The sequence below is a fragment of the Capillimicrobium parvum genome (assembly GCF_021172045.1).
GTDB lineage: Bacteria > Actinomycetota > Thermoleophilia > Solirubrobacterales > Solirubrobacteraceae > Capillimicrobium > Capillimicrobium parvum.
The window spans coordinates 1,126,440-1,152,256 of record NZ_CP087164.1; the positions used below are offsets into that span (position 1 = coordinate 1,126,440).

Genomic DNA, 25,817 nt, shown 5'->3' on the forward strand with positions numbered 1-25,817 from the left:
CCGCCGGGCGATGCAGCGATTCACGCTGGCCGACGTCCTCGCCCAGGAGTCGCTCGGCCTGCGCCTCATGACGAGCGAACGCGGCGCGCTCGACCGGCTCGTCATGGGCGCCCACGGCACCGAGGCGCTGCACCCGATGCCGTGGATGCAGCACGACTGGGTGCTGCTGATCACCGGCGTGCGGCTCGTCGACCGTCCCGACCTGCAGCGCCACCTCGTCGAGGAGCTCGCCGACGGCGGGCTCGCCGCCCTCGGCTTCGGCGTCGGCATCGACTTCGACGAGGTGCCGGGCGAGCTCACCCGTGCCGCGGAGGAGCGCGGCTTCCCGGTCTTCGAGATCCCGCTGCGCACGCCGTTCCGGGAGATCATCACGTTCGTCAACCGGTCGCTGCTGAGCACCGAGGTGCACCAGATGCGGCGGCTGACCTCGATGCGGGAGTTCCTCCTCGACGCGCTGCAGGATGCCGAGCCGCAGCAGCGCGTCGTCCAGCGCCTGGCCTCGCTGCTGTCGTGCACCGTCGCGCTGTTCGGCGTCGACGGCCGGCTGCTGCACGCCTCGGGCCCGGTGCCCCCGGACGAGCTGTGGGACGCGGTCGCGCTGCACGCGAAGGGCGGGGCGCCCGAGGTCCGCGGCACGCCGCCGGCGATCGCCGCCGTGCGCGACCGCGAGCTGGTCGCCGGCTGGCTCATCGTCGTGCGGCGCTCGCTCGACTCAGACGTCTACGCGCGGCCGCTCGTCGAGATGACCGCGGCCCTGCTGAGCACGCTCGCCGGCGTCCAGCGCATCTCGGCGGGGCGCCGGCGCGCGGAGCACGCCGCGTTCGTCAGCGACCTGCTGGCGGGCACGCGCGAGGACGAGGTCTGGCGCCACCGCGCCGCGGAGCTCGGGCTCGAGCTGGGCGGGCCGGTGGCGCTGCGCGCGATCGCGGCGGCGGGCGGCCCGCCGGACGCGCTCGCCGGCCGGCTCGACGCGGCGCTGGCGGCGCCGCCGGCGCTGTCGCGCCTGACGGCGCGGCGCGGGGAGGCGGCCGTCGCGGTCGTCCAGGCCCCGGACGCCGAGCTGCGCGGCCGGCTCGACGAGCTGTACCGCCGGCTCGGCGACGCCGCGATCGCCGTCGGCCGCCGTGCGGCGACCGTCCACGAACTGCGCGACTCGATCGCCGACGCGCTGCGGTCGGTCACCGGCGAGGCGGGCCGGGGCGCCGAGGTCGTCTGGTACGAGGACCTCGATCTCCTCAGCTGGCTGCTGCGCTGCGGCGACGACGACGGCCTGGCCCGCAAGGCGCGCGCCGTCCTCGAGCCGCTGGCCGGGGACGCGGTCCTGCTGGAGACCCTCGACCGCTATTTCGCCTGCGGCCTGCACGTCGTCCGCACCGCGAGGTCGCTGGGCCTGCACCCGAACTCGCTGCGCTACCGCCTCAGCCGCATCGAGGAGCGCCTCGGCCGCTCGCTGCAGGACCCGGAGACGATCGCCGCGCTGCACCTCGCGCGCCGGGCGTCGCGCTGACGGTTCGCACATCGTCTGAAGTCGAACGGGCCCCTTTGGACGATCTCCAGTGTCGGTGTCCGACATAGGCCCGACAGAATGGGGGCGGAGTGAGGAGCGCTGAGGACAGCCCGGCTGCGCCGGTCGTCGCCGTCGTCGACTGCGGTCCCGACGACCGCCCGCGGCTCGAGCGCCTCGAGGCGGCGGTTCCCACGCGCGTCTGCGACGGTCCCGCCGAGGGCGGCGCACTGGTCGAGCGGGCCGCCGGGTGCGCGGTCCTCGCCACGCTCTACACGTACACGCCGGTCACGGAGGCGGTCCTCGACGGCCTGCCCGGCCTGCGGCTCGTGATCACGCGGACCGCGGGCTCGTCGCACATCGACCTCGGCGCCGCGCAGCGGCGCGGGATCGCGGTCGCCACGGTGCCCGAGGGCCCGACCCAGGCCGTCGCCGAGTACACGATCGCCGCGGCGATCGCCCTCAGCCGCGGCCTGCCCGCCGCGGTCGCGTCCACCGCGCGCGGAGAGTGGGACTTCACCGGCTTCCGCGGCCATGACCTCGGCGGCCGCACGCTCGGCGTGGTCGGGCTGGGCCACATCGGCGCGCGGGTCGCGCAGCTGGGGCAGGCCTTCGGCATGCGCGTCGTGGGGTGGAGCCGCTCGGAGAAGGGCCTCGACGGCGTCGAGCAGGTGCCGCTGCCGGCGCTGCTGCAGCGCGCGCACGTCGTGTCGGTCAACGTCGCGCTGGCGGCGGAGACGCACCGCCTGCTCGACGCGGCCGCCCTGGCCCGGATGCGCCCGGACGCGGTGCTGGTCAACACGTCGCGCGGCGAGACGATCGACCTCGACGCGCTGTGCGACCTGCTGCGCGCCGGGCGCCTGGGCGGCGCGTGGCTCGACGTGGTGGAGGGCGAGCCGGGGCTCCCGGCCGAGCGCCTCGAGGCGCTCGCGGCGGTCCCGAACCTCTTCGTCACTCCGCACATCTCCTGGCACACGCACGAGACGCTCGACCGTCAGTTCGACGGGATGATCGACCGCATCCTCGCGTTCTGCGCGCAGGACCACCGAACGGAGGAGCCGCACCATGCCAGCCCATGACCTCGCCGTCGTCGGCGGCGACGTCGTCCTCGACGGCGGGTCCGTCGAGCGCGTGAACATCGGCATCAGCGACGGCCGCATCGTCACGCTGACCGACGGCCCGCTCGACGCGCGCGAGACGCTCGACGCCACGCGCCTGACCGTCCTGCCCGGCGCCGTCGACCAGCACTTCCACGTCTTCTGGAACTACGAGTGGGAGACGTACGAGAACGCCACGCGCGCGGCGGCCAAGGGCGGCGTCACCACGGTCGTCGACATGCCGCTCGACAACCCGCCGACCCTGACCGCCGAGGCGCTGCGCGGCAAGCTCGCCGCGATCGCCGGCGCCTGCCACGTGGACTACGCGTCGTTCGGCGGCTACCTCGCCGACGACCCCTCCGAGATGGAGCGGATGGCCGAGGCGGGCGCGAGCTGCTTCAAGCTGTTCACCGGCGGCGTCGCCCCGCCCGGGATGTATCCGGGCGTCGACGACGGCCAGTTGCTCGATGCGCTGCGGCGGGCGGCGGCGATCGGGCTGCCGGTCACCGTGCACGCCGAGAACGCCTACATCGTCGACTTCGAGACGAACCGCCTCATGGGCGACGGCCGCACGGACATGGCCGCGTGGGACGACGCGCGCCCGTGGTACAGCGAGCTGGCCGCCGCGCACACGGTCGCGCTGCTGGCCGAGGTCACCGGCGCCCGCGTGATCCTTGCGCACGTCAGCTCGCCGCAGACCATGGAGGCGTTGGCCGGCTTTCGCGAGCGTGGCGTCGACGTGTGGACCGAGACCGGCCACCACTACGTCTGCTCGACGAAGGAGCAGGCGCTCGAGGATCCGCGGCTGAAGTGGAACCCGCCGACGAGGGCGGCCGCCGAGGTCGAGCGGATGTGGGACCTGATCGCCGCGGGCGACGTGAACTCGGTCGGCAGCGACCACGCGCCGCTGCCGAAGGCCGAGGGTGCCGACGTGTGGAGCCAGTCGCCCGGGCCGGGCAACAACGTGCAGACGATCCTGACGATCTTCGCGACGCAGGCGCGGCAGCGCGGCCTGTCGCTCGGGCGCATCGTCGATCTCGTGTCGACGCGCCCCGCGAAGCTGTTCGGGCTGTACCCGCGCAAGGGCGCGATCCGGCTCGGCTCGGACGCCGACCTGGCGATCGTCGACACGAACGCCGCGCGGACGCTGGACCCGGAGGAGCTCGAGTACATCGAGGGCCAGGCCAAGTGGTCGCCGTTCGAGGGGATGGACGTCACGGTCGACCCGATGCACACCGTGCTGCGCGGCAAGGTGATCTGCTCGCGCGGCGAGATCCTCGGCAGTCCGGGAGACGGGACCCACCTGGTCGGGGCGCGCATCAACTGATGCAGCTGACCGGCCGCGAGACCGAGCGCCTGCTGATCTTCGCCGCCGCGGAGCTGGCCCGGCGGCGGATGCGCGAGGGCATCCTGCTCAGCCATCCGGACTGCGTCGCGCTCGCGAGCGACGTGGCGATGGAGGCCGCGCGGGCCGGGCGCAGCTACGAGGAGGTCCAGGACAGCGCGGCCGGGATCGTCGGGCGCGAGCAGCTGCTGTCCGGCGTGGCGGAGCTGCTCGAGCAGCCGCTGCAGGTGGAGGCGACGTTCGGCGACGGCAGCCGCCTCGTCGCGCTGCGCGGGCTGGTGCGGGCGTGAGGCCGGGCGAGATCATCCTGGCCGATGCGCCTGCGCCCGCGGCCGATCACGCCCGGACCGCCACCGTCGCGGTGACGAACGCCGGCCGCTTCGACGCCTACCTGACATCGCACTTCCCCGTGGCGCGCGCGTCGGCGGCGCTGCGGTTCGACCGCGACGGGCTCGACGGCGCGCGCCCGCTGCTGCCGTCGGGCGCGAGCGTCCTCATCCCCGCCGGCGCGACCGTGGACGTGGAGGTCACGTGGAGCTGAGCCGCGCCGAGTACGCGGCGCTCTACGGACCGGCGACCGGCGACCGGGTGCGCCTCGCCGACACGAACCTGCTCGTGCGCGTCGAGGCCGACGACAACGCGCCCGGGCACGAGCCGGTCGTCGGCTTCGGCAAGGCGATCCGCGACGGCCAGCTCGCGGGCGGCGGGCGGCCGCTCGAGGAGGCGATGGACGTCGTCGTCACGAACGTCCTGGTGCTCGACCCGGTCCTCGGCATCCGCAAGACGTGCCTCGGCATCCGCGACGGGCGCATCGCCGCCATGGGCCGCGCCGGCGACCCGGACCGCGACGACCAGGTGCGCGTCCCCATCAGCTCCGCCACCGGCATCGTCGCCGCCGAGGGCCTGATCGCCACGCCGGGGGCGGTCGACTCGCACGTGCACCTCATCGGCCCGCAGCTCGTGCCGGCCGCGCTCGAGGGCGGCACGACCACCGTCGTGGCGATGAGCTACAGCGGCGCCTTCGACGTCGGGATCAACCCGCGCGCCAACTTCGACCGGTTGCTCGACGCGTGGTCGGCGGTGCCGCTGAACCTCGTCCCGATGGTGCGCGGATCGACGGCGAACGCCGGCTTCCTCGAGGCGCTGCTGGAGATGGGCGGCGGCGCGTTCAAGATCCACGAGGACGTCGGCGCGTACCCCGACGTCGTCGACGCCGTCCTCGCCTGCGCCGACCGCCACGACGTCGGCGTCGCGCTGCACGCCGACGGCCTCGGCGAGTCGGCCACGCTCGGCGAGACCCTCGACGCGATCGCCGGGCGCGCGGTCCACGCCTACCACGTCGAGGGCTGCGGCGGCGGGCCCACCGACGTGCTCGAGCTGGTCTCGCAGCCGCACGTGCTGCCCTCCTCGACGACGCCGACCGTCCCCTTCGGCGTCAACGTCGCCGCCGAGCACGAGGAGATGATCGCGACCGTCCACCGCCTGCACCCGGCGCTGCCCAACGACGCGCGCGCAGCCCGCGGCCGCATCCGCCCGTGGACCGTCGCGGCCGAGTCGGTGCTGCACGACCTCGGCGCCATCAGCGTCATGAGCTCGGACTCGATGGGCATGGGCCGCATGAGCGAGGTGACGCGGCGCACGTGGCAGCTCGCGCACGTCATGCGCGAGGCGGCCGGCGAGACCGGCGACGATGCCAACGAACGAGTCCTGCGCTATCTCGCCAAGCTCACGATCAACCCGGCGCTGATCCACGGCATCGCCCACGACGTCGGCTCGCTGGAGACCGGCAAGCTCGCCGACGTGGTCCTGTGGCGCCCCGCGTTCTTCGGCATCGTGCCGCATCTGGTGCTGAAGGCCGGGTTCCCGGTCTGGGGCGCGCGCGGGTCCGCGTACGCCTCGACGCGTCACGGCGAGCCGGTGATCCAGGGCGAGCTGTGGGGCAGTCTGGGCGCCGCGCCCGCGCAGCTCGCGACCGTCTACGCGAGCGCCGCCGGCGAGGCCCGCGTCCGCGCCCGCCGGTCCGGCCGCGTCGGGGTCGTGCGCGCCACGCGTTCCGTGCGCAAGGCCGACCTCGTGCGCAACGCCGCGACGCCCCGCGTCGAGGTCGACGGCGAGCGGCGCGAGGTGCGCGTCGAGGGCGCCGCGATCGACCTGCAACCCGTGACCGACCTGCCCATGAACGCCGCGTACACGCTGGCCTGAGGAGATGCGATGACGACCCGCCGCCTGGGAATCGACGTGGGAGGGACGTTCACCGACGTCCTGCTCCACGACGCCGCCGACGGCAGCGTCCGCCTGCTCAAGACGGCGACGACCACCGGGGACCAGTCGCGCGGCGTCGTGTCCGGCCTGTCGGAGATCTGCCGGCGGGCGGGCATCGGCCCCGAGCAGCTCGGCGCGATCATGCACGGCACGACGGCGGCGACGAACGCGGTGCTCGAGGGGCGCGGCGCGAAGGTCGGCGTCATCGTCAACGAGGGCTTCCGCCACCTCTTCCACCTCGCCGAGGCGTGGACGCCGGGGCCGCTGTTCGGCTTCATGGTCTACGACCGCCCGGCGCCGCTGGTGGGCGTCGAGCTCATGGCCGAGGTGCGCGGCCGGATGGGCGCGGGCGGCGAGGAGGTCGAGCCGCTCGACGAGGCGAGCGTCGAGGCCGCGGTCGCCCAACTGGTCGCGGCGGGGGCCGAGGCGGTCACCGTCTGCCTGCTGAGCTCGTACGCCAACCCGGACCACGAGCGCGCGGTGGGCGCGATCGTCGCGCGTGTCGCGCCCGGGCTGCCGGTCTCCCTGTCCGCCGACGTGCTCGCCGAGTTCCGCGAGTACGAGCGGGCGGTCACCACCACGATGAACGCGTACGTGGCGCCCGAGATGGACCGCTACCTGCGCGGCCTGCGCGACGGCCTCGACGCCGTCCGCGCGGGCGCGGAGCTGCAGGTCGTCCGGTCCGACGGCGGCCTGATGAGCCTCGACGCGGCGCGCGCGACGCCGGTGCACACGATGCTCTCCGGACCGGCCGGCGGCGTCAGCGGCGCCGCGCACGTCGCCCGGCTGGCCGGCCATGAGCGCATCATCACCTTCGACATGGGGGGCACGTCGACCGACGTGTCGGCGAGCCTCGACGGCCGGCCGCAGATCACGCGCGAGACGAAGGTCGGGGCGTTCCCGATGCGCGTCCCGTCGGTCGCGGTCGAGACGATCGGGGCGGGCGGCGGCTCCATCGCCAGCGTGTCCGAGGTCACCGGCGGCCTGCGGGTCGGGCCGGAGAGCGCGGGCGCGGTCCCGGGGCCCGCGTGCTACGGCAACGGCGGCACCGAGGCGACCGTCACCGACGCCAACGTCGTGCTCGGCCACCTCCCGCCGCGGCTGCTAGGCGGAGCGATGACCCTCGACGTCGACGCCGCGCACGCCGCGGTCGCCCGGGTCGGCGAGCAGCTCGGCCTCGGCGTCCCGGAGACGGCGCAGGCGATCGTCCGGCTCGTCGACGAGAACATGCTCGGCGCGCTGCGCCTGGTGACCGTGCAGCGCGGCATGTCCGCCGACACGTTCGCGCTCGTCCCGTTCGGCGGTGCGGGCGCGCTGCACGCCAACGCGCTGGCGGCCACGCTCGGCTGCTTCCCGGTCATCGTGCCGCTCGAGCCGGGCGTGCTGTCCGCGCTCGGCTTCCTGGTCTCCGACGTGCGCAGCGAGTTCAGCCGGACGTTCATCCGCGCGGTCGCCGACGTCGCGCCGGGCGAGATCGCCGACCGGCTGCGCGCCCTGGGCGAGGAGGCGGCGGCGTTCCTGGACCGTGAGGGCGTGGCCGCCGCCGACCGCGAGGTGCGCTACGCGGCCGACATGCGCTACCACCGCCAGGGCTACGAGCTGCCGATCGCGATCGACGACCTCGAGGAGCTCACACTCGCGCAGCTCGGCGACGCCTTCACGGCGACCCACGAGCAGCTCTACGGCTTCGGCCTGCCGGGCGGCGCGGAGCTCGTCACGCTGCGGGCGGTCGGCATCGGGCGGGTGCCCGCGATCGAGATGCCGGCCCGGCCGCTCGGTCCGCCCGACGCCGCCGCGGCCAGGACGGGCACCCACCCCGTCTGGGACGGCAGTGGGTTTCGCGACGTCCCCACCTACGACCGGGACCGCCTGGCGCCCGGCATGGTCCTCGACGGGCCGGCGATCGTCGAGCAGTACGACGCGACGACGCTCGTGCTCGCCGGCCACGTCGCCGCCGTCGACCAGCACGCCAACCTGCTCATCACCCCGGGGGGCACCGCATGACCATCGACGGACCCACGCTCGACCTCATCGAGAACGCGCTGCTCAACGTCCGCTTCGAGATGGACGAGGTCGTCCGCCGCGCCGCGATGTCGCCCATGATCCGCGAGCAGCACGACGAGTTCCCGATGGTGTGCGACCGCCACGGGCGGATGGTCGTCGGCCAGTTCGGCTCCTACATCCCCGGCATCGTCGAGCGCCTGCGCGGCGACGTCCGCCGGGGCGACGTCATCCTGTTCAACGATCCGTACCTCAGCCAGGGGTCGATCACGCACTGCAACGACTGGTGCGTCGTCATGCCGATCTTCTTCGAGGACCGCCACATCGGCTTCTCGTCGATGTTCGGGCACATGATGGACGTCGGCGGCAAGGTCGCGGGCAGCCAGGTCAACGACGCGACGTCGATCTGGGAGGAGGGGCTGCGCATCCCGCCGATCAAGATCGTGGAGGGCGGCGTGCTCAACCGCACCGCGCTCGACGTCATCCTCAACAACAGCCGCACGCCGGACATGAACGAGAGCGACCTCATGGCGCTCATCGCCGGCTGCCGGACCGCCGAGACGCGCGTGATCGAGCTGTGCACCCGCTTCGGCGCCGATCCGTACGAGGCGGCGTGCGCGGCGCTCATCGAGCGCACCCGCGTGGCGCTGGGCGCGCTCGTGCGCCGCTACATCCCCGAGGAGCCGGTCACCTTCACCGACTGGGTCGACGACGACGGGATGGGCAACGGCCCGTTCCGGATCGTGCTCACGGTCTGGCGCGAGGGCGACGTCTGCCACGTCGACTGGACCGGCACCGACGCGCAGGCGCCGGGCACGATCAACTTCCGCATCAACGACGGGCTGTGCAAGCTGTTCTTCGGGATCTACCTGATCATGGCCTTCGACCCTTCGATCCTGTTCAACGACGGGGTGCGCGACGTGTTCGACGTGACGCTCCCGGAGGGGTCGCTGCTGAACCCGCGCTTCCCGGCCGCCGTGTCGAACCGGCTCAACGTCCACGTCCGGTTCTTCGACTGCATGAGCGGTGCGATGGGCCAGCGCGCGCCTGACCTGGCGATGGCCGCGGGCTACGGCGCCAGCCCGTACTTCGTGTTCTCCGGCACCGACGACCACGACCGCTACTTCCAGTTCGTCGAGCTGCTGTTCGGCGGGCTGCCGGGCCGGCAGCGCGGCGACGGCCTCGACGGGCACTCGTGGTGGCCGCTGTTTCGCACGACGCCGGTCGAGTACACCGAAGCGCACTACCCGGTGCGGGTGACGCGCTACGTGCCGGTGGCGGACTCCGGCGGGGCCGGCCTGCATCGCGGGGGCACCGGCGTCGAGAAGACGTACGAGTTCCTCTCCGCCGGCGTGTTCACGATCAACGACGACCGCGCGATCACGAACCCGTGGGGGGTGGCCGGGGGCCGGGCCGGCGGCCGCGGCTCGAAGCTGCTCGTCCGGGCCGACGGGCGCGAGGTGCCGCTGCCGTCGAAGGTCGACAACCTGGCGGTGGAGCCGGGCGACCGGTTCGTCTTCCGCACCGCGGGCGCGGGCGGCTGGGGCGACCCGCTCGAGCGTCCCGCCGAGCGCGTCGCGGCGGACGTGCGCTCGCTGATCGTCACGCCGGACGGCGCGCGCGACGACTACGGGGTGGTCGTCGACGCCGGCGGCGCGGTCGACGACGAGCAGACCGCGGCCCTGCGGACCCGGCTGCGGGAGCGGCGCGGCGGCCTGGCGCCGTTCGACTTCGGCGACCCGCCCGGGCGCCCGGAGCGCTTCGACGCTTCCGTCGTGGCCTGACATGTGGGATCGTTGGCGCAACGTCGTGGCGGGCCGAAGTCCGACATAGGAGGACGGCAGTGGCGAGGGTGTGCGTCGTCGGGGCAGGCGTCGTCGGCGCGTGCGCTGCGCTGCGCCTCACGCAGGCCGGGGCCGACGTCACGGTGATCGACGCGGGGCCGCCCGCGGGCGGCACGAGCGCCACGAGCTTCGCGTGGGGCGGGGCCAGCCACCACGGCCTGCGCGACTACCTCGAGCTGCACGTCGACGGGCTGCGCGCCTACCGCCGGCTCGAGCTCGAGATGGACGCGCGGGCGTGGTACGGGCGCACCGGCTGCCTGACCTGGCGCAGCGATCCGGCGGCGGCGGGCTCGCTCGCCGCGCATCTCGAGGACCTCGGCCGCCGCGGCTACCCGGCGAGCTGGCTCACGCCGGCGGCGGTGACCCGCGACCTCGAGCCGGACCTGCGCTTCGCGGCCGGCGTCGGCGAGGTCGCGTTCCTGCCCGACGAGGCGCACGTCGCCGCGGTGCCGATGGTGCGCGACGTGCTCGGCGCCGCCCGCGCCGGCGGGGCCGTCGTGCGCACGGGTGCGCGCGTGCGGGAGATCGCGCTCCGCGGCGACGCGGTGGCGGGCGTGACGCTCGCCGGCGGCGAGACGATCGCCGCCGATCGCGTCGTCGTCTGCGGCGGCCGCGGGTCGAGCGAGGTCGTGGCCACCGCGGGCGGCCATCTGCCGCTGCTGGATCCCGACACGCCGGGATCGCCGGCGCTCGGCCTGCTCGTCGTCACCGCACCGCTGCCGGCGCGCGTGCGGCGGGTCCTCTACGCCGACGAGCTCATGGTGCGCCCGGACGGCGGCGCGCGGCTCATGCTCCACAGCGACCCGCACGACGCCGAGCTGGCGGCCGCCCCGGGAACCGATCCGGCGCCGCTCGCCGGCGCGGTGCTCGGCGAGCTGCGCCGCCACCTCGACGGCGCCGAGCACGCGAGCGTCGAGGCGACCCGCATCGGCCGCCGCGTCCTGACGCCCGACCACCTGCCCGCGGTCGGGTGGATCGGCGACGCCGCCGGCCTGTACGTCGCCGCGACGCACAGCGGCGTGAGCCTCGCGCCCGTCCTCGGCGAGCTGATCGCCGACGAGGTCGCGCGCGAACGCCCGTCGCCGGCACTCGACCGCTTCCGCCCCACGCGCTTTGCGAAGGAGCTCTCCAATGCATGACCTGCTGATCGCCGGCGGCACCGTCGTCACGCCCGCCGGGAGCGAGCCGCTCGACGTCGCCGTCGACGGCGAGCGCATCGCCGTGCTCGCGCCTCACGGCGAACTGGGCCGCGATGCGCGCCGCGTCATCGACGCCGCCGGGTGCCTCGTGATCCCGGGGGCGATCGACCCGCACGTCCACTACGCGATGAACTTCGAGGGCATACTCACGACCGAGGGCCCCGAGTACTCGGCGGCCGCCGCGTACGGAGGCAACACCACCGTCGTCGACTTCGCCTTCCAGGCGCCGCCCCAGAGCCTGCACGACGCGATCGCCGCCAAGCAGGCCGTGCTCGGGGGCGCGATGGCCGTCGACTACGGCCTGCACGCGATCCTCACCAAGGACTTCTCGTTCGACGTCGTCGAGGAGATCGGCGACGTGATCCGCGCCGGCATCCCGACGATCAAGACGATGCTGACCTACGGGTACATGTCCGACGACGGGCAGCGCTGGGGGACGATGAACGCCGTCGCGCAGAACGGCGGCATGAGCGTCGTGCACGCCGAGGACGACGCGATCGCCCGCTGGCTCACCGCGCAGTACGTGCGCGAGGGCAAGACTCACGGCGCCTACATCTGCGAGGTCCGCGGCCCGATCGTCGAGGAGGCCGCGATCCGCCGGGCGATGTTCCTCGCCGAGCGCTCCGGGTCGCCGCTGTACGTCCTGCACATGGCGGCCGGCAGCGGCGTCGCCGCGCTCGCCGAGGGAAGGGCGCGCGGGCTGCCGTTCTACGGCGAGACGCTCAGCGCGTACCTGAGCTTCACGCAGGACGACCTGTGGGACGAGTCGCCGGTCGACGTCGACGGGACCATCTACCCCCAGCGCGGCCTGCTGTTCAACAACTACCCGACGCCGAAGTTCGGGCCCGACCGCGACGCCTGCTGGGCGGCGCTGGTCTCCGGCGACCTGCAGGCGGTGGCCACCGACCACTGCCTCGTGAGCCTGAAGGACCGCTTCGAGACGATGGGAACGACCGTCGACAGCATGCAGGCGGGCCAGGCGGCGGTCGAGCTGCGGGTGCCGCTGCTCTACGACGGCGGGGTCAACGGCGGGCGCTTCAGCGTCGAGCGCTGGGTCGAGCTCATCTCGGTCAACCCGGCCAAGCTCATGGGCCTGTGGCCGCGCAAGGGCCGCCTCGCGCCGGGCGCCGACGCGGACGTCGTGGTCTTCGACCCGCAGAAGCGCTGGACCGTCCGTTGGGAGGATCTGCACATGAAGGAGCGCTACAGCTGCTGGGACGGCTGGGAGCTGACCGGCAAGGTGCGCGACACCATCCTGCGCGGGACCGCGATCGTCGACGGCGGGCGGTTCGTGGGCGACAGCGGCGGCGGGCGGTACGTCCCCCGGCGGATGCTGCCGGAGGTGCTGCGCGGCGACTTCGCGTTCACGGCGCAGGCGCTCGGCGCCCCGCAGCCGGAGCCGGCGGCATGAGCCTCGCCGAGACCGCCCGGGAGATCCGGACCGAGAACTACAGCTACGCCTTCAGCCCGTACCCCGAGCCCATCGCGCGCGTGGCGTCCGGCGAGCTGCTGGACATCTTCACCGACGACGCGTTCGAGTCGCGCGTGCAGAGCGTGGACGACCTGCCGTCGAAGGTGCTCACCGACCCGTACCTGAACCCGCAGACCGGCCCGATCTTCGTCGAGGGCGCCGAGCCCGGCGACACGCTGTGCGTCGAGATCCTCGAGATCGCGCCGGAGCGCGACTTCGTCGCCAGCGCGCACATCCCGTACTTCGGCGGGCTGACCGGGACGGCGGCGACGGCGATGCTCAACGAGCCGCTGCCCGAGCGCGTGTTCATCTACCCGCTGCGCGACGGCTTCGTGGAGATGCCCCACGGCGTGCGGATCCCGTATGCGCCGTTCCTGGGGACGATCGGGACGGCGCCGCTGTTCGAGGCGATCAGCTCGCTGACGCCGGGGCCGTTCGGCGGCAACATGGACGTCGCCGACGTCTGCGCCGGCAACGTCGTGCGCCTGCCGGTCCGCGTCGAGGGCGCGTACTTCTACACCGGCGACGCGCACGCGGCCCAGGGCGACGGCGAGCTGTGCGGCGTCGCGTGCGAGATGACCGCGCGGGTGCGGCTGCGCCTCACCGTCGAGAAGGGCACGGCGGCGCCGTGGCCGCGGATCGTCTCACCCGGGCAGCTCATGAGCGTCGGCAGCGCCCGGCCGATGGAGGACGCGGCGCGCATCGCCTATCACGACCTGCTCACGTGGCTCGAGGCCGACTACGGCTGGGACCGCTGGGAGGCCTACCAGCTGCTGACCCAGGCCGGGCGCGTGCGGCTGGGCAACATGGTGGACCCGCAGTACTCGGTCGTCGCGAAGATCGACCGTGAGCTGGCCGAGGCGGCCAGGTCAGGTCGAGGAGGAGACGGAGTCCGCTGAGGACAGCACGTGGTCGATCGCCTCGGCCAGCCGGGCCCCGCTGACGGGCTTCTCGACATGGCGCGACGCGCGCACCGCGGCGAGGGCGGGACCGGGCGGGAGGATCGACACCGTGATGACGGGCAGGTCGGGGCGGCCGGCGCGCAGGGTGCGGACGGTCTCGACGGCGTCCGGGCTCGCCGGCTCGACGATCAGGAGGTCGGGCGGGGCACCCGGGTCGAGCTCGTGCCCGAGGCGGACGACGAGGACCTCGAGCAGTGTCCGGGTCTCCGCGTCCCCTTCCACGATCCCGATGTTGGCCACGCGCGGGAGTGTTCTGCCCGACGGTAGGAAACCAGTCGGATTCCGGTAGGGAGGGCTGCGGGCGGCTACGCGCCGGGTTCGGTGAACTCGCGCACACGGGCGATGAGCGCGGCGAGCGAGAACGGCTTCGACAGGTAGGCCGTCGCCCCGGCCTGGAAGCCCTCCTCCACGTCGGCCGACTGCGCCCGGGCGGTGAGCAGGATGATCGGGATGTCGCGGGTGGACGCCTGCGCACGCAGCCGGCGCGTGACCTCCAGGCCGTCGAGCTTCGGCATCGAGACGTCGAGCAGGACCAGCGAGGGGAGGCGCTCCTGGGCGATGGCGAGTGCGGTCGCCCCGTCGCGGGCCTCGATGAACTCGACTCCGGCGCGGCTGAGCGCGAGCCCGACGAGCGTGAGGATGTCCTCGTCGTCGTCGGCCACGAGGACGAGGCGGCTGCTCATCCGCTCGCCGCCGGGAGCAGGATGGTGAAACGGGTCCCGCGCTGCTGTTCGCTGTCGACCGTGATGGTCCCACCGTGGCCGTGCGTGATCTCCCGTGCGATGTAGAGCCCCAGGCCGGTCCCCGGGATCTGGGCGTCGACGGCGTTCGAGGCCCGGAAGAAGCGCCCGAACAGCTGCTGCTGGTCCTCGGCCGAGATGCCGATCCCGGTGTCCGCGACGACGAGCTCGGCGGTCTCGCCGCGGCGGTCGACCGACACGGTCACGGCGCCGTCGTCCGGCGTGAACTTGATCGCGTTGGAGAGCAGGTTGTCCAGCAGCTGGAACATGCGGCCCTTGTCGGCCGCGACGAGCACCGGCGGTGAGGACGGCTGGTCGAAGCGGATGTCGATGTGCTTGGCCGACGCCCGCGCACGCGCCTCGCGAACCGACTGCTCGGCGATCGCCGCGAGGTCCTGCTCGGCGAGGTCGAGCTCGAGCACGCCCGCCTGCAGGCGCGCGACGAACAGCAGGTCGTTGATGATGACCAGCAGCCGCTGTGCGTTGCGCTCCACCACCTGGAGGTAGCTGCGCTGGTCGTCGGTGAGCGGACCGCTCAGCGGATCGGCGGCGAGCTCGAGGTATCCGAGGATCGACGTCAGAGGGGTGCGCAGATCGTGCGAGATGAGCGCGACGAACTCGTCCTTGAGCCGCGAGGCCCGCACGAGCTCCTCGTTCCGCGCGGCCTGTTCGGCGCGCAGCCGCTCGACGGAGCGGACGATCAGCGCGAATCGGGTGACGACGAGCACCGCCATGAGGGCACCGGCGAACGCGACGGCGACGGCGTGAAGCGGCGCGTCGCGAGCGTTCTGCACGAGCATGACCGCGGGCGAGGTGAGGAGCGCCGCGCCGAGGAGAAGCGGGCGCACGAACCCTGCCGGACGGCCCGGCTGCCGGGTGGGCTGGGAGAGCTCGCGCATCGACGGGTGCAACCCCGCGGCGCCCCAGGCGACGTACGAGAGCAGCCAGAGAGCGTCGAGCCACGAACCGCTCGAGTAGGAGCTGCTCACCGCCACGACCTCGTCGGCCACCAGCATCGCCAGCACCCCCGCCCCGAGCAGCTGGAAGGAGCGCAAGCGCCACGACGATCCGAGGAAGAACGCGGTGAGCGCGGCCAGGAGGAGCACGTCCATCGCGGGGTAGAGCACGCCGCTGACGACCTGATCGCCGGTCGTCCACGAGGGATCGTTGACCGCGCCCTCGATCAGGTAGACCCACTGCAGCAGCCCGAAGGCGACGGCGACGATCGCGGCGTCGAGGGCGCTCGAGACCCGCTCGGCCGAAGGCAGCGCCGCGATGAGCAGGACGAGGCCCGCCGCCATCAGCGGGTAGCCGGCGAGGTAGAACGCGTCCGCGACCGACGGGGAGCTGTCCGCGATCGAGGACAGCGCATCGCCGACCGAGAAGCTGAGCACCGCCGCGGCGATGAGCAGCCATGGCCATGGGCGCTCCGGACGGTTGCGCGCCGTGCCGGCGAGGATCGCCGCCACGCCGCCGAGCCCGATCGCGACGTAGACCACCGACTGCGCGGTCCCCGCCCGCGGCAGAACGAAGTACACCGCCACGAGACCCGCTCCCACGGCGAACCATGCAGCCGCGAGTCGCGACGCCGTCATTGCCACCGGGCGACCTTACCGGCGCTTCTCACACCTGAATCCGGTCCGAGTGCCAGGTCCACGCACCCAAGGCGCTCATGGTCGACCGGGAAACCAGATCGCTGCGCCCGGCGACCGTGCGCGACGCGGTCTGGGCTAGGTTCGCGGCCATGCACGACGACGCGTCGCAGCAGATCGGCCTTCTGCTCGTCCCGGCCTCCGCGCCCGCGGCCGGCCGGCGCACCGTTCGCGTGTCGTTCGAACGGGTACAGCGCGCCCGATGCGGGTGAAGACCGTCACCGTCCACGGACGCCGCGTCGCCTACCTGCAGGCGGGCGAGGGGCCGGTCCTGCTGCTCGTCCACGGCATCGCCGGGACGTGCGAGAACTGGGAAGCGGTCATCGAGCCGCTCGCGCGCAAGCACACCGTCATCGCCCCGGACCTGCCCGGCCACGGGGCGTCGGGCGGCGGGGCGGGCGACTACTCGCTCGGCGCGCTGGCCAGCGGCCTGCGCGACCTGCTGCTGGTCCTTGGCCACGAGCGCGCGACGCTGGTCGGCCATTCGCTCGGAGGCGGCGTCGCGATGCAGTTCAGCTACCAGTTCCCGGAGCTCATGGAGCGTCTCGTCCTCGTCTCCAGCGGCGGGCTCGGCCCCGAGGTCAGCCCCGTGCTGCGCGCCGCCGCGCTCCCGGGCGCCGACCTCTTCATCGCCGCGACGGCGGGCGCCGGCCGGGTTCTCGGGACGACCATCGGCCGCGGTCTGGGCATCGTCGGGATGCGGCCCAGCGCGGACGTCGCCGAGGTCGCTCGCGGCTACGCGTCCCTCGCCGACGGCGAGCGGCGCGCTGCGTTCCTCTCCGCGCTACGCGCGGTGGTCGCCGTCGGCGGCCAGCGCGTGCAGGCGATCGACCGGCTCTACCTGGCCGCCGCGATTCCGGTGCTGATCGTGTGGGGCGCGCGGGACCGCATCCTCCCCGCGCGGCACGCCGCGGACGCCCACGCCGCGATCCCCGGAAGCCGCCTCGAGGTCTTCGAGGATGTGGGCCACATGCCGCAGATCGAGGCGCCCCAGAGGTTCGTCGCGGTGCTCGAGCGCTTCCTCTCAGACACCGAGCCGGCGCACTTCGATCGGCAGGACTGGCGCAAACGCTTCCTGGGCGGCTAGACTGTCCTCGTTCAGGCCGGGCGAACGATCGTCCGGCACCCGCGTGTTCCGCGCCGCAGTTGTTGCACCAGCACCCTCCGCGCTCGCAGTTCACATCAACGCCGTGGAGGTAAACAACATGGCTACAGGAACCGTCAAGTGGTTCAACGACGACAAGGGCTTCGGCTTCATCAGCCCTGACGAGGATGGCGGCAAGGACCTCTTCGTCCACCACACCGCGATCAACTCGCAGGGCTTCGCCTCGCTCGCCGAGGGCGCCAAGGTGAGCTACACCGCTCAGGCCGGCGACAAGGGCCCGAAGGCCGTCGACGTCACCCAGCTCTAGTTCCCACGGCCGGCTTGCGCCGGCCGTGATCGTCGTACGCGGAGGGCCCCCCAGTGGGGCCCTCCGTCGTTTCGTGGGTTTCCACAGCGGCGGCGACGCGGGCGAGTCGCGGTGCGGCCCGGTCGTACCTACCGTCGCGAGCTCATGACAATCTGTGTGACCGGCGGCTCCAGCGGCCTCGGCCGGGCGATCGCCGAGCGCTTCGCCGCCGAGGGCGGCGACGTCTTCATCAACTACCACGCCGACGACGACGCCGCGCAGGCGGCGGCGGCCGCGGTGGAGGCGGCGGGCGGCCGTCCGCACGTCGTCAAGGCCGACATGGGCACGACCGAGGGCGTCGAGACGCTCATCGGCGCGGTCCGCGAGCGCACGGACCGCCTCGACCAGCTCGTCCACTGCGCCGCCATGGCGGTGACCGGATCGCTGCTGGAGACCGATCCCGAGACGCTCACCCGCTCGATCACGGTCAACGGCCTCGCGCTCGTCGCGCTCGTCCGCGCGGCGCTGCCGCTCATGGGGCCCGGCAGCAACGTCGTCTACCTGACCAGCCGCGGCGCCCGCTTCGCGATCCCGAACTACGGCACGCTCGGCACGGCGAAGGCGCTCGGGGAGCACATCGTGCGCTACCTGGCGGTCGAGTGCGCGCCGCACGGCATCCGCGTCAACAGCGTGTCGCCCGGTCCGGTCGAGACGGCCGCGTTCCGGGCGATGTTCCCGGGCAACTACCGCGACCGGCTCGACGCCGCCGCGAAGGCGAACCCGTCGGGCCGCGGGATCGAGCTCGAGGATGCCGCCGAGCTGGTGTGGGCGCTGACGCGGCCGGAGCTGGCGATGGTGCAGGGGCAGACGGTCACCGTCGACGGCGGCCTCTCGTTGTGAGCGCCGGCGCGCGCGGCGGCCTGTACGAGCCCGAGCGCGAGGCGGCCGATCCCGCGCAGCGCGACGCCGGCTCGCTCGCCCAGCTGCAGGTGCAGCTCGCCCGCTGCTACGAGCGCATCCCGTTCTACCGCCGCCACTGGGACGCCGCGCGCTTCCATCCCGATCAGGTGCGCACGTGGGACGACTTCACGCAGCGCTGCCCGACGATCGACAAGAAGCAGCTGGTCGCCGACCAGGCCGAGCATCCGCCGTTCGGCAGCTACCTGGGGATCGACCCCTCGGAGGTCGTGCGCATCCAGGCCTCGACCGGGACCTCGGGCGTCCCGACGCTCTACGGCGTCGGCGCCGAGGACTGGGCGCGCGCCGGCCGCGCCTTCGCCATGACTCAGTGGGCGATGGGCGTGCGGCCGGACGACGTCGTGCACTTCGCGTTTCCGTTCAGCCTGTTCTTCGGAGGCTGGGGCGTCCTCTACGGCGCGGAGACGATCGGCGCGACGTGCCTGCCGATCGGGGCCAACGACACGCAGCGCCACGTCGAGCTGCTGTTCCGGGTCGGCTCGACCGTGCTCGAGGCGACGCCCTCGTACGTGCTGCACATGGCCGAGGTCGCCCGTGAGCTCGGCCACGACCCGGCGCGCTCGCCGCTGCGGCGCGCGATCGTGGGCGGCGAGGCCGGCGGCGCGATCGGGCCCACGCGGGCGCGGATCATGGAGGCGTGGGGCCTCGAGTCCGTGTGCGACTCGGGCTCGACGTCGGAGATGTTCCCGTTCTGCACGAACACCGAGTGCACGGCGATGCAGGGGCCGCACCTGTGGAGCGACGAGGTCTGGACGGAGGTCGTGGCGGGCGACGACCCGCACCGGCGGCTGCCCGAGGGCGAGCGCGGGGCCGTCGTCTACACGCACCTGTGGCGCACGTCGCAGCCGATGATCCGCTTCGCGCCGGGCGACGCGGCGGTGATGACGACCGAGCCCTGCCCGTGCGGCCGCACGTACCCGCGTCTGGCCGGCGGCATCCTCGGCCGCCTCGACGACATGCTCGTCGTGCGCGGCGTCAACGTGTACCCGTCGGCGATCGAGCACGCGCTGCGGTCGATCGGCGGCCTCGGCCTGGAGTTCCGCGTCTTCGTCGACCGGCGCGAGGCGATGGACGAGATCACCGTGCAGGCCGAGCTCGCCGACGACACGCCCGGCGAGGACGAGCGGGCGCAGCTGCAGCGGCGCGCCGCCGAGGCGCTGCGCTACCACTGCCAGGTGCGCATCGGCTGCGAGCTCGTGGCGCCCGGGACCTTCGAGCGCGCGACGCTGAAGGCGCGCCGCGTCATCGACCGGCGCGCCGCGGCCGGGGTGTGACGGTGGCGAGCGCGGGACCGCCCGATCCGCGGCCGGCGGTGCGCGAGGCCGGCGGCGCCGTCGTGCTGGCCGGTGTGCGCTGCGAGCGCTGCGGGCACGTCGCCGCGGGCCCGCGCCCGCGCTGCGCCGTGTGCGGCGGCCCGGTCGCCGAGGCGCAGTTCGGGCCGGACGGAACGGTGTGGGCGGCGACCGTCGTGCGCGTCGCGGTGCCCGGACGCACGCCGCCGTACGGGCTGGCCTACGTCGACCTCGACCACGGCCCGCGGATCCTCGCCCACGCCCCCGGGGACGCGGCGCTCGCGGTCGGCAGCCGCGTGCGCCTCGCGGCGAAGACCGCCGACGGCGACCTGGCGGTGACGCCGGCGTGAGCGAGACGGTCTGCATCCACGGCGCGGGGAGCTCGCGCTTCGCCAAGCAGCCGGAGCGATCGCTCGCGGAGCTCGTCTGGGACGCGGTCATCGAGGCGCTCGACGACGCCGGGCCCGATGGGGCCGACGGGATCGACGCGGTGTACGTCGGCACGTGCTTCGGTGCGCCGGGCACGGCCCAGCGGGCGCTGCACACGCTCGGGATCGTCGGGGTGCCGATCGTGACGATCGAGAACGCGTGCGCGAGCGGCACCACCGCGTTCCACGAGGCGCGCGCGGCGATCCTCGACGGCCGCGCCCGCCGCGCGCTGGTGCTCGGCGTCGAGCAGATGAGCACGGCGTTCGCGGGGGCGATCCATCCCGAGCTCGGCGACGCCGAGGGCGCGAGCGGGATGGCGCTGCCGAGCCTGTACGCGATGTCGGCGAGCCGCTACCTGGCGAACGGGTGGGTCACGGAGCGCCAGCTCGCGCAGGTCTCGGTGAAGAACCACCGGCATGCCGAAGGCAACCCGCGCGCCCAGTACTCGGGGCGCTACACGGTCGAGGAGGTGCTCGCCTCGCGGCCGATCGCCGACCCGCTGACGCTGCTGCAGTGCTGCCCGACGTCGGACGCGGCGGCGGCGGTCGTGCTCGGGCCGGCGCGGGGCGCGGCGCGCGACGTGCCGGTGCGCGCGAGCCGGCTCGCGTCGGGCGGGCTGTGGGACCACCGCACCGACCATGTGTGGGGCTTTGCGCTGGTGCGCGATGTGGCGGCGGCCGCGTACGAGGAGGCCGGCATCGGGCCGCAGGACGCCGACCTCTTCGAGGTCCACGACGCGTTCACGATCGGCGAGATCGTCACGACCGAGGCGCTCGGGCTCGCCGCCGAGGGCGAAGGGGGCGCGCTCGTCGACAGCGGCCGCACCACGCTCGGGGGCCGCCAGCCCGTCAACCCCTCGGGCGGCCTCCTGTCGCGCGGGCATCCGCTGGGCGCGACGGGCGTGGCGCAGCTCTGCGAGGCGGTCTGGCAGCTGCGCGGCGACGCCGGCGCGCGGCAGGTGGACGGCGCGCGGATCGCGGTGGTGGAGACGATGGGCGGCGGCGTGTCGGGCATCGACGGCAACGGCGCCGTCGTGGCGGTCCTCGGTGGCTGAGCCCCGGCTCGACGACGACCTGCTGGCGCCGGCGTCGCTCGTCGACCCGTTCCCGCAGCTCGCCGTCCTGCGCGAGCGCGACCCGGTGCGCTGGAGCGAGCGCTACCGCGCGTGGCTGCTGACGCGCTACGACGACTGCGCGGCGGCGCACACGGACCCCCACTTCAGCTCGGACCGCATGACCCCGCTGCTGCGCCGCGCCGAGGAGCACGGCGCGCCCGACGCGCTGCTCGCCGCGCTGCGGGTGCTCGCGGGGTGGATGACCTTCAAGGACGGCCCGCCGCACCGGCGGCTGCGGGGCCTTGTCCTGCGCGCGTTCACACCGCGGACGGTGGCCCGGATGCGCGAGGGGATCGCGGCGGTCGCCGACGAGCTGCTCGACGACCTGGACGACGACGCCCGCGGTGAGGCCGACCTGGTCGCGCAGCTCGCCTACCCGCTGCCGGCGATCGTCATCGCCGAGATGCTGGGCGTCCCGCCGGCCGACCGCGACCGCTTCAAGGCGTGGTCGCGCGACGTCGCGGCGCTCGTGTTCGGCGCGGTCGACGATCCCGATCGCTACGAGCGCGCCCAGGCCGGGATGGGGGAGCTCATCGCGTACTTCGAGGAGCTGATCGACCAGGCCCGGGAGCGCGAGGACGACGTCCTGCTGTGCCACCTCGTGCGCGCGCAGACGCCGGAGGGCGACGCGCTGACCCGGACCGAGCTGCTGGCGATGTGCACGCTGCTGCTCTTCGGCGGCCACGAGACGACGACGAACCTCCTCAGCAGCGGGTTGCTCGCGCTGCTGCGCCATCCCGATCAGCTCGCGCTGCTCGCCGGCGACGACGCGCTCGCGCAGAGCGCCGTCGAGGAGTTCCTGCGCTATGACGGGCCGACGCGGCTGAGCGTGCGCGTGATGGCCGAGCCGCTGGAGCTGCGGGACCGCTCGCTGCGGGCGGGCGACCGCGTCTTCCTCGTGCTCGCGGCGGCGAACCGCGACCCGGAGCGCTTCGAGCGCCCGGACGAGCTCGACATCACGCGCGACCCGAACGCCCAGATCGGCTTCGGTCTGGGCCCGCACTACTGCCTCGGCGCGCCCCTGGCCCGCCTGGAGGCGCAGCTCACGATCCCGCGGGCCATCCGCCGGCTGCGCGAGCTCGAGCTGGCGGTCGACGCGGCGCAGCTGCGCTGGCAGCCGACGCTCCTGTCACGGTCGCTGCGTTCGCTGCCGGTGCGGTTCAGCGGCGTGACGAGCGCGTCGTAGCGCGCGCTCCGAACCGCAGCGTCCCGCTCCCGCGGGGCCAGCGCACGTGCAGACTGCCCCGCGGTTCGTTGGGCGCTCCTCGCACCCACCCGCTCACACGGAGCCTCGGGAGGTACCGGACGCGGTGCAGCCGGAGGCGGATGCGCCCCGTGGCGGCGTCGCGCCGCCCGGTCATCCACCCTCCACGCAGGCCCCTGACCCGTAGGGCCCCGCCGTTCGGCGCGGCCACCGCGGCGATCGCGATGGCATCGCTCACCGTGTCGGTCGTCGCCACGAGCAACGCGGGGTCCTGGTTCACCGGGACCGGCTTGCGCCGGGCAGGGGGCATACGGCGCGGCGCAACCGGCTGAATCTCGAGCAGCGGCTTCGTGTCCGCGCACGGGTTGCCCACCGGCCGGTCGTCGACGAACGCCAGCAGCGCCTGCTGCCCGCACGCGACGTCGGTGCGCAGGACGCCGTGCGCGCGGTTGGGCACCTCCATGAGCTGGGCGGCTGGGAAGAAGCTCGCCATTGCGCGCGCGTCCGCCGGCGGGGTGCGCAGGTCGAGCAGGCCGGATAGCACGAGGACCGGCACGGTGGGCGGGCCGGGCGCGCCGGTCACGGCCCGCGCCAGCGACGTCTGCGGCCAGCCGACGCACGACCAGCCGGGCGCCATGTCGCCGAGAGCCTGCCTCGTCAGCGGGCGGGCCGCGTCGCGCGGCAGGGCGTTGATCGCGCGCACCATCGAGGCGTGCCGCTGCGCCGGGCTCTGGCCGCGCTGCCAGGGCAGCCGCATGTCCGTGCAGTTCGTCGGAACCCAGATCGACGGGTTCAGCATGCGCTTCGTATAGCGCTGGCGCCCCAGCGCGGCGAGGCGCCTGAGCGGGGCGCCGTCGCCACGGAGCGCGGAGCGGACGGCGGACGGGTAGAACGCGCGCAGCGCGACGTTCTCGTCCGCCGCCAGCAGCACGTCGTAGATCGCGCCTGCGCCGATCCGGCGGGCGGCCGCGGCGGTGTCCGCCACGGGATGGCGCGTCACCGCGTCGCACGCGCCGTTCGCGCAGAGCGAGGAGAGCATCGGCGCGATCGCCGCGAAGGTCGCTCGCCCGCGCGGGTCGACGCCCGCGGGCTCCACCGGCGAGTCGAGCACCACGCGCTCCGTGCGGTCCGGGTGCGTGCGCGCGTACTGGCTGGCCACGAACGTGCCGTACGACGTTCCGTAGAGGAACAACTGCGGCGCACCGAGCGCCTCGCGGGCGGACTCGAGGTCGGCGACGCTGTCGGCGGTCGTGTAGAAGGCCGCGCGCCGGCCGAGGGCGCGCGCACAGCGTGCGGCGGCGTCCGGACAGCGCAGGTACGGGCGCGAGGCGCCGACGCCGCGCGGGTCGACGAGCACGAGCTGGTAGCGGCCGCGCAGCGGGGCGAACAGCCGCGCCGACTGCTGCGAGCGCCAGGTCGCCGACCCGCCCGGACCGCCCTCGATGTTGACGAGCGTTCGCGTCGGCTGCGGCGACTGAATGAGACGCTCGACCCGCAATCGCACCGTGCCCGGCACCGCCCCGCTGCGGTCCAGCGGCACGCGCAGCGTCGCGCACTCGAAGCCCTCCTGGCCCGCCTCCGTGCACGGCGTGAACCGCAGCTCGGCATGCGCGGCGGCCGCGGTCGCGAGCATCGCGACGGCCGCCAGGACGACTGCGAGCGTGCTCCTCATCCGGCGCGCGGCATGAGCAGCGGCCACGGCGACACCTCGGTCGCCGGGTCGACCGGGACGACGATGAGCTCCGGCTCGTCACGCTCGAGCGCCCCGGCGAGCGCATCGCGCAGCGCGTCCGGCGTCTGCGCCCGCGTCGCGCGCACCCCGCAGACCTCGGCGAGCGCGGCGAAGTCCGGGTTGCGCAGCCGCGACGCGACCTCGCGGCCCTCGTAGAGCCGGTGCTGGTCGCGCAGCACGTTGCCGTAGGCGCCGTTGTCGACACGATCGCCGCGACGCCGATCCCGTAGGTCGCCGCGGTGATCAGCTCCTGCAGCCCGAACCCGAACCCGCCGTCGCCGTTGATGGAGACGACGGCCCGGTCCGGGCAGGCGACCTTCACGCCCAGCGCGGTCGCGTAGCCGAAGCCGAGCGTTCCCTGATAGCCGCAGGTCACGAACGTGCGCGGCTCGTGGACCGGCAGGGCGAAGTACGAGGTGAAGCCGGCCTGACAGATCTCCTCGACGAAGAAGCCGTCGCGGGGCAGGACGTCGCGGATCGCGCGCAGGTGGTCGGCGTGCGGCTGGATCGCGCGCACGCGCTCGCCGACGCGGGCCTTGATCGCGAGCATCTCCTCGTCGCGCGCCGTCCGCGGATCGGGCGCCACCGCGCGGACCGCGCCGGTCAGCGCCGCGGTGCCCTGCGCGGCGTCGGCGACGATCGGCACGGCGGGGCGCAGCCGCGCGTGCTGGCGGGGATCGACGTCGACCAGGATCGTCTTCAGGCCCGCGGGCGCCGGCCCCCACCGGAACCACTGCAGCTCCAGCCGGGAGCCGATCCCCAGCACGACGTCGGTGCCGTCCCACAGCTCGAACGCCTCGGCGCACGTCAATCCGAGCGGGTGGTCGTTCGAGACGATGCCGCGGCCGCCGCGAAACGCGACGACCGGCGCCTGCAGGTGCTCGGCGAGCTCGAGTACCTCCGCCGGGGCGTGCTGCGCCCCGCCGCCGACCATGATCATCGGCTGCCGCGCCGCCGCGAGCAGCTCGGCGGCGCGGTCGAGCGCATCGCCGTCGGGCGGTGGCGGCGCCACCGGCCACGGGTCGCCGTCGTCCGCGATGGGGGCGCGCTGGTCGAAGACCTCCCACGGCATGGAGAGCGCCACGGGCTGCGGCCGTCCGCTGCACATGTGCGCGAACGCCTCGGCCACCACCCGCGGCGCCTGCGCCGGGTGGTCGATGCGCTGCGCCCACTTCGTGACCGTCCGCATCGTCGCCAGCTGGTCGGGCAGCTCGTGCAGGTGGCCGAGCCCCTTGCCGAGGTACGCCGACGGCACCTCGCCCGTGAGGCACAGCACCGGGGCGCTCGCGCCGTAGGCCGTGGCGATCGCCGCCGAGGCGTTGAGGAAGCCGACGCCCGGCACGACGGAGCAGACGCCGGGCCGGCCCGTCGCCCGCGCGTAGCCGAGCGCCATGTACGCGGTCGCCTGCTCGTGGCGCGGCGCGACGACCTTCAGGCGGTCGGCCGCGGCGTGGAACGCGTCGAAGAGCCCGTAGGTCTGCACGCCCGGGATGCCGAACACCGTGTCGACCCCGTGGGCGAGCAGGCCGTCGACGATGGCCTGTCCGCCGCTGCGCTCGCGGACGGGGGGTGGGCTGGTGCGACCGCTCAAGCGCCGTCC

23 protein-coding genes and 1 pseudogene are annotated in these 25,817 nt (G+C 74.2%); 19 read left to right on the plus strand and 5 right to left on the minus strand.

Features of this window, described 5'->3' with window-relative positions:
• The first annotated feature begins 10 nt into the window (after positions 1-10).
• The 11 genes from DSM104329_RS05535 to DSM104329_RS05585 all read left to right on the plus strand — a co-directional run bounded on the left by DSM104329_RS05535 (position 11) and on the right by DSM104329_RS05585 (position 13,622).
• Positions 11-1,507: a PucR family transcriptional regulator gene (locus DSM104329_RS05535; protein ID WP_259314397.1), complete on the plus strand. Its 1,497-nt coding sequence runs from the start codon at positions 11-13 to the stop codon at positions 1,505-1,507.
• 89 nt (positions 1,508-1,596) lie between these two features.
• Positions 1,597-2,583 (plus strand): 2-hydroxyacid dehydrogenase, encoded by a 987-nt coding sequence (locus tag DSM104329_RS05540; protein ID WP_259314398.1) that lies wholly within the window; start codon positions 1,597-1,599, stop codon positions 2,581-2,583.
• Entirely contained in the window at positions 2,570-3,928 is a 1,359-nt protein-coding gene (locus DSM104329_RS05545; RefSeq protein WP_259314399.1) for a dihydroorotase, read from the plus strand. The genes DSM104329_RS05540 and DSM104329_RS05545 overlap by 14 nt, the downstream gene beginning before the upstream one ends.
• Positions 3,928-4,236, plus strand: coding sequence for an urease subunit gamma (gene ureA / locus DSM104329_RS05550; RefSeq protein WP_259314400.1), 309 nt, complete (start codon positions 3,928-3,930; stop codon positions 4,234-4,236). Before DSM104329_RS05545 ends, ureA begins: the two co-directional genes overlap by 1 nt.
• Positions 4,233-4,487, plus strand: a complete 255-nt coding sequence (locus DSM104329_RS05555; protein ID WP_259314401.1) for an urease subunit beta — start codon at positions 4,233-4,235, stop codon at positions 4,485-4,487. Before ureA ends, DSM104329_RS05555 begins: the two co-directional genes overlap by 4 nt.
• A complete protein-coding gene (locus tag DSM104329_RS05560; RefSeq protein WP_259314402.1) occupies positions 4,478-6,148 on the plus strand; it encodes an urease subunit alpha in 1,671 nt (556 codons plus the stop codon). Before DSM104329_RS05555 ends, DSM104329_RS05560 begins: the two co-directional genes overlap by 10 nt.
• Before the next feature lie 9 nt (positions 6,149-6,157).
• Positions 6,158-8,212 carry a hydantoinase/oxoprolinase family protein gene (locus DSM104329_RS05565; protein WP_259314403.1) on the plus strand — a complete coding sequence of 685 codons (2,055 nt, stop codon included), beginning with the start codon at positions 6,158-6,160 and terminating at the stop codon, positions 8,210-8,212.
• The gene (locus DSM104329_RS05570; protein ID WP_259314404.1) at positions 8,209-9,993 is read left to right on the plus strand and encodes a hydantoinase B/oxoprolinase family protein; all 1,785 of its coding nucleotides are present in this window, start codon (positions 8,209-8,211) and stop codon (positions 9,991-9,993) included. The genes DSM104329_RS05565 and DSM104329_RS05570 overlap by 4 nt, the downstream gene beginning before the upstream one ends.
• 59 nt (positions 9,994-10,052) lie before the next feature.
• Positions 10,053-11,192 carry an NAD(P)/FAD-dependent oxidoreductase gene (locus tag DSM104329_RS05575; RefSeq protein WP_259314405.1) on the plus strand — a complete coding sequence of 380 codons (1,140 nt, stop codon included), beginning with the start codon at positions 10,053-10,055 and terminating at the stop codon, positions 11,190-11,192.
• Entirely contained in the window at positions 11,185-12,663 is a 1,479-nt protein-coding gene (locus DSM104329_RS05580; RefSeq protein WP_259314406.1) for an amidohydrolase family protein, read from the plus strand. Before DSM104329_RS05575 ends, DSM104329_RS05580 begins: the two co-directional genes overlap by 8 nt.
• The gene (locus tag DSM104329_RS05585; protein ID WP_259314407.1) at positions 12,660-13,622 is read left to right on the plus strand and encodes an acetamidase/formamidase family protein; all 963 of its coding nucleotides are present in this window, start codon (positions 12,660-12,662) and stop codon (positions 13,620-13,622) included. Before DSM104329_RS05580 ends, DSM104329_RS05585 begins: the two co-directional genes overlap by 4 nt.
• Here DSM104329_RS05585 and DSM104329_RS05590 read toward each other — a convergent pair.
• The 3 genes from DSM104329_RS05590 to DSM104329_RS05600 form a co-directional block, all read right to left on the minus strand.
• Positions 13,593-13,925 carry a DNA-binding transcriptional response regulator gene (locus DSM104329_RS05590; protein ID WP_259314408.1) on the minus strand — a complete coding sequence of 111 codons (333 nt, stop codon included), beginning with the start codon at positions 13,923-13,925 and terminating at the stop codon, positions 13,593-13,595. The two genes, DSM104329_RS05585 and DSM104329_RS05590, sit on opposite strands and share 30 nt — an antisense overlap.
• A gap of 65 nt (positions 13,926-13,990) precedes the next feature.
• Positions 13,991-14,368: a response regulator gene (locus tag DSM104329_RS05595; RefSeq protein WP_259314409.1), complete on the minus strand. Its 378-nt coding sequence runs from the start codon at positions 14,366-14,368 to the stop codon at positions 13,991-13,993.
• On the minus strand, positions 14,365-15,969 hold the full coding sequence (locus DSM104329_RS05600; protein ID WP_259314410.1) for a sensor histidine kinase: 1,605 nt from the start codon (positions 15,967-15,969) through the stop codon (positions 14,365-14,367). Before DSM104329_RS05600 ends, DSM104329_RS05595 begins: the two co-directional genes overlap by 4 nt.
• A gap of 128 nt (positions 15,970-16,097) precedes the next feature.
• Here DSM104329_RS05600 and DSM104329_RS05605 point away from each other — a divergent pair, with 128 nt between their 5' ends.
• The 8 genes from DSM104329_RS05605 (at position 16,098) to DSM104329_RS05640 (ending at position 22,467) form a co-directional block, all read left to right on the plus strand.
• Positions 16,098-16,289: a hypothetical protein gene (locus DSM104329_RS05605; RefSeq protein WP_259314411.1), complete on the plus strand. Its 192-nt coding sequence runs from the start codon at positions 16,098-16,100 to the stop codon at positions 16,287-16,289.
• Positions 16,280-17,164, plus strand: coding sequence for an alpha/beta fold hydrolase (locus DSM104329_RS05610; protein WP_259314412.1), 885 nt, complete (start codon positions 16,280-16,282; stop codon positions 17,162-17,164). The genes DSM104329_RS05605 and DSM104329_RS05610 overlap by 10 nt, the downstream gene beginning before the upstream one ends.
• A gap of 118 nt (positions 17,165-17,282) precedes the next feature.
• Complete coding sequence (locus tag DSM104329_RS05615) at positions 17,283-17,489, plus strand: cold-shock protein (protein ID WP_259314413.1); 207 nt, start codon at positions 17,283-17,285, stop codon at positions 17,487-17,489.
• A 144-nt stretch (positions 17,490-17,633) separates the two neighbouring features.
• The gene (locus DSM104329_RS05620; RefSeq protein ID WP_259314414.1) at positions 17,634-18,368 is read left to right on the plus strand and encodes an SDR family oxidoreductase; all 735 of its coding nucleotides are present in this window, start codon (positions 17,634-17,636) and stop codon (positions 18,366-18,368) included.
• Positions 18,365-19,720, plus strand: a complete 1,356-nt coding sequence (locus DSM104329_RS05625) for a phenylacetate--CoA ligase family protein (RefSeq protein ID WP_259314415.1) — start codon at positions 18,365-18,367, stop codon at positions 19,718-19,720. Before DSM104329_RS05620 ends, DSM104329_RS05625 begins: the two co-directional genes overlap by 4 nt.
• Positions 19,721-19,722: 2 nt before the next feature.
• Positions 19,723-20,088 (plus strand): Zn-ribbon domain-containing OB-fold protein, encoded by a 366-nt coding sequence (locus DSM104329_RS05630; protein WP_259314416.1) that lies wholly within the window; start codon positions 19,723-19,725, stop codon positions 20,086-20,088.
• Positions 20,085-21,221, plus strand: a complete 1,137-nt coding sequence (locus tag DSM104329_RS05635; RefSeq protein ID WP_259314417.1) for a thiolase family protein — start codon at positions 20,085-20,087, stop codon at positions 21,219-21,221. The genes DSM104329_RS05630 and DSM104329_RS05635 overlap by 4 nt, the downstream gene beginning before the upstream one ends.
• The gene (locus DSM104329_RS05640) at positions 21,214-22,467 is read left to right on the plus strand and encodes a cytochrome P450 (RefSeq protein ID WP_259314418.1); all 1,254 of its coding nucleotides are present in this window, start codon (positions 21,214-21,216) and stop codon (positions 22,465-22,467) included. The genes DSM104329_RS05635 and DSM104329_RS05640 overlap by 8 nt, the downstream gene beginning before the upstream one ends.
• On the opposite strand, the gene DSM104329_RS05645 is transcribed toward DSM104329_RS05640, so the two are convergent.
• On the minus strand, positions 22,442-24,157 hold the full coding sequence (locus tag DSM104329_RS05645; RefSeq protein ID WP_259314419.1) for an alpha/beta hydrolase: 1,716 nt from the start codon (positions 24,155-24,157) through the stop codon (positions 22,442-22,444). The genes DSM104329_RS05640 and DSM104329_RS05645 overlap by 26 nt on opposite strands.
• Positions 24,154-25,808, minus strand: a pseudogene (locus DSM104329_RS05650) (thiamine pyrophosphate-dependent enzyme). The gene DSM104329_RS05645 and the pseudogene DSM104329_RS05650 overlap by 4 nt, the downstream one beginning before the upstream one ends.
• Positions 25,809-25,817 lie beyond the last annotated feature (9 nt).

What these genes read in the sequence shown, in the direction of transcription:
- DSM104329_RS05585 (WP_259314407.1), top strand. Translation starts at nt 12,660, where the DNA reads ATGAGCCTCGCCGAGACCGCCCGGGAGATCCGGACCGAGAACTACAGC.
- DSM104329_RS05570 (WP_259314404.1), top strand. Translation starts at nt 8,209, where the DNA reads ATGACCATCGACGGACCCACGCTCGACCTCATCGAGAACGCGCTGCTC.
- ureA (WP_259314400.1), top strand. Translation starts at nt 3,928, where the DNA reads ATGCAGCTGACCGGCCGCGAGACCGAGCGCCTGCTGATCTTCGCCGCC.
- DSM104329_RS05565 (WP_259314403.1), top strand. Translation starts at nt 6,158, where the DNA reads ATGACGACCCGCCGCCTGGGAATCGACGTGGGAGGGACGTTCACCGAC.
- DSM104329_RS05645 (WP_259314419.1), bottom strand. Translation starts at nt 24,157, where the DNA reads ATGAGGAGCACGCTCGCAGTCGTCCTGGCGGCCGTCGCGATGCTCGCG.
- DSM104329_RS05545 (WP_259314399.1), top strand. Translation starts at nt 2,570, where the DNA reads ATGCCAGCCCATGACCTCGCCGTCGTCGGCGGCGACGTCGTCCTCGAC.
- DSM104329_RS05535 (WP_259314397.1), top strand. Translation starts at nt 11, where the DNA reads ATGCAGCGATTCACGCTGGCCGACGTCCTCGCCCAGGAGTCGCTCGGC.
- DSM104329_RS05615 (WP_259314413.1), top strand. Translation starts at nt 17,283, where the DNA reads ATGGCTACAGGAACCGTCAAGTGGTTCAACGACGACAAGGGCTTCGGC.
- DSM104329_RS05595 (WP_259314409.1), bottom strand. Translation starts at nt 14,368, where the DNA reads ATGAGCAGCCGCCTCGTCCTCGTGGCCGACGACGACGAGGACATCCTC.
- DSM104329_RS05610 (WP_259314412.1), top strand. Translation starts at nt 16,280, where the DNA reads ATGCGGGTGAAGACCGTCACCGTCCACGGACGCCGCGTCGCCTACCTG.
- DSM104329_RS05580 (WP_259314406.1), top strand. Translation starts at nt 11,185, where the DNA reads ATGCATGACCTGCTGATCGCCGGCGGCACCGTCGTCACGCCCGCCGGG.
- DSM104329_RS05605 (WP_259314411.1), top strand. Translation starts at nt 16,098, where the DNA reads ATGGTCGACCGGGAAACCAGATCGCTGCGCCCGGCGACCGTGCGCGAC.
- DSM104329_RS05620 (WP_259314414.1), top strand. Translation starts at nt 17,634, where the DNA reads ATGACAATCTGTGTGACCGGCGGCTCCAGCGGCCTCGGCCGGGCGATC.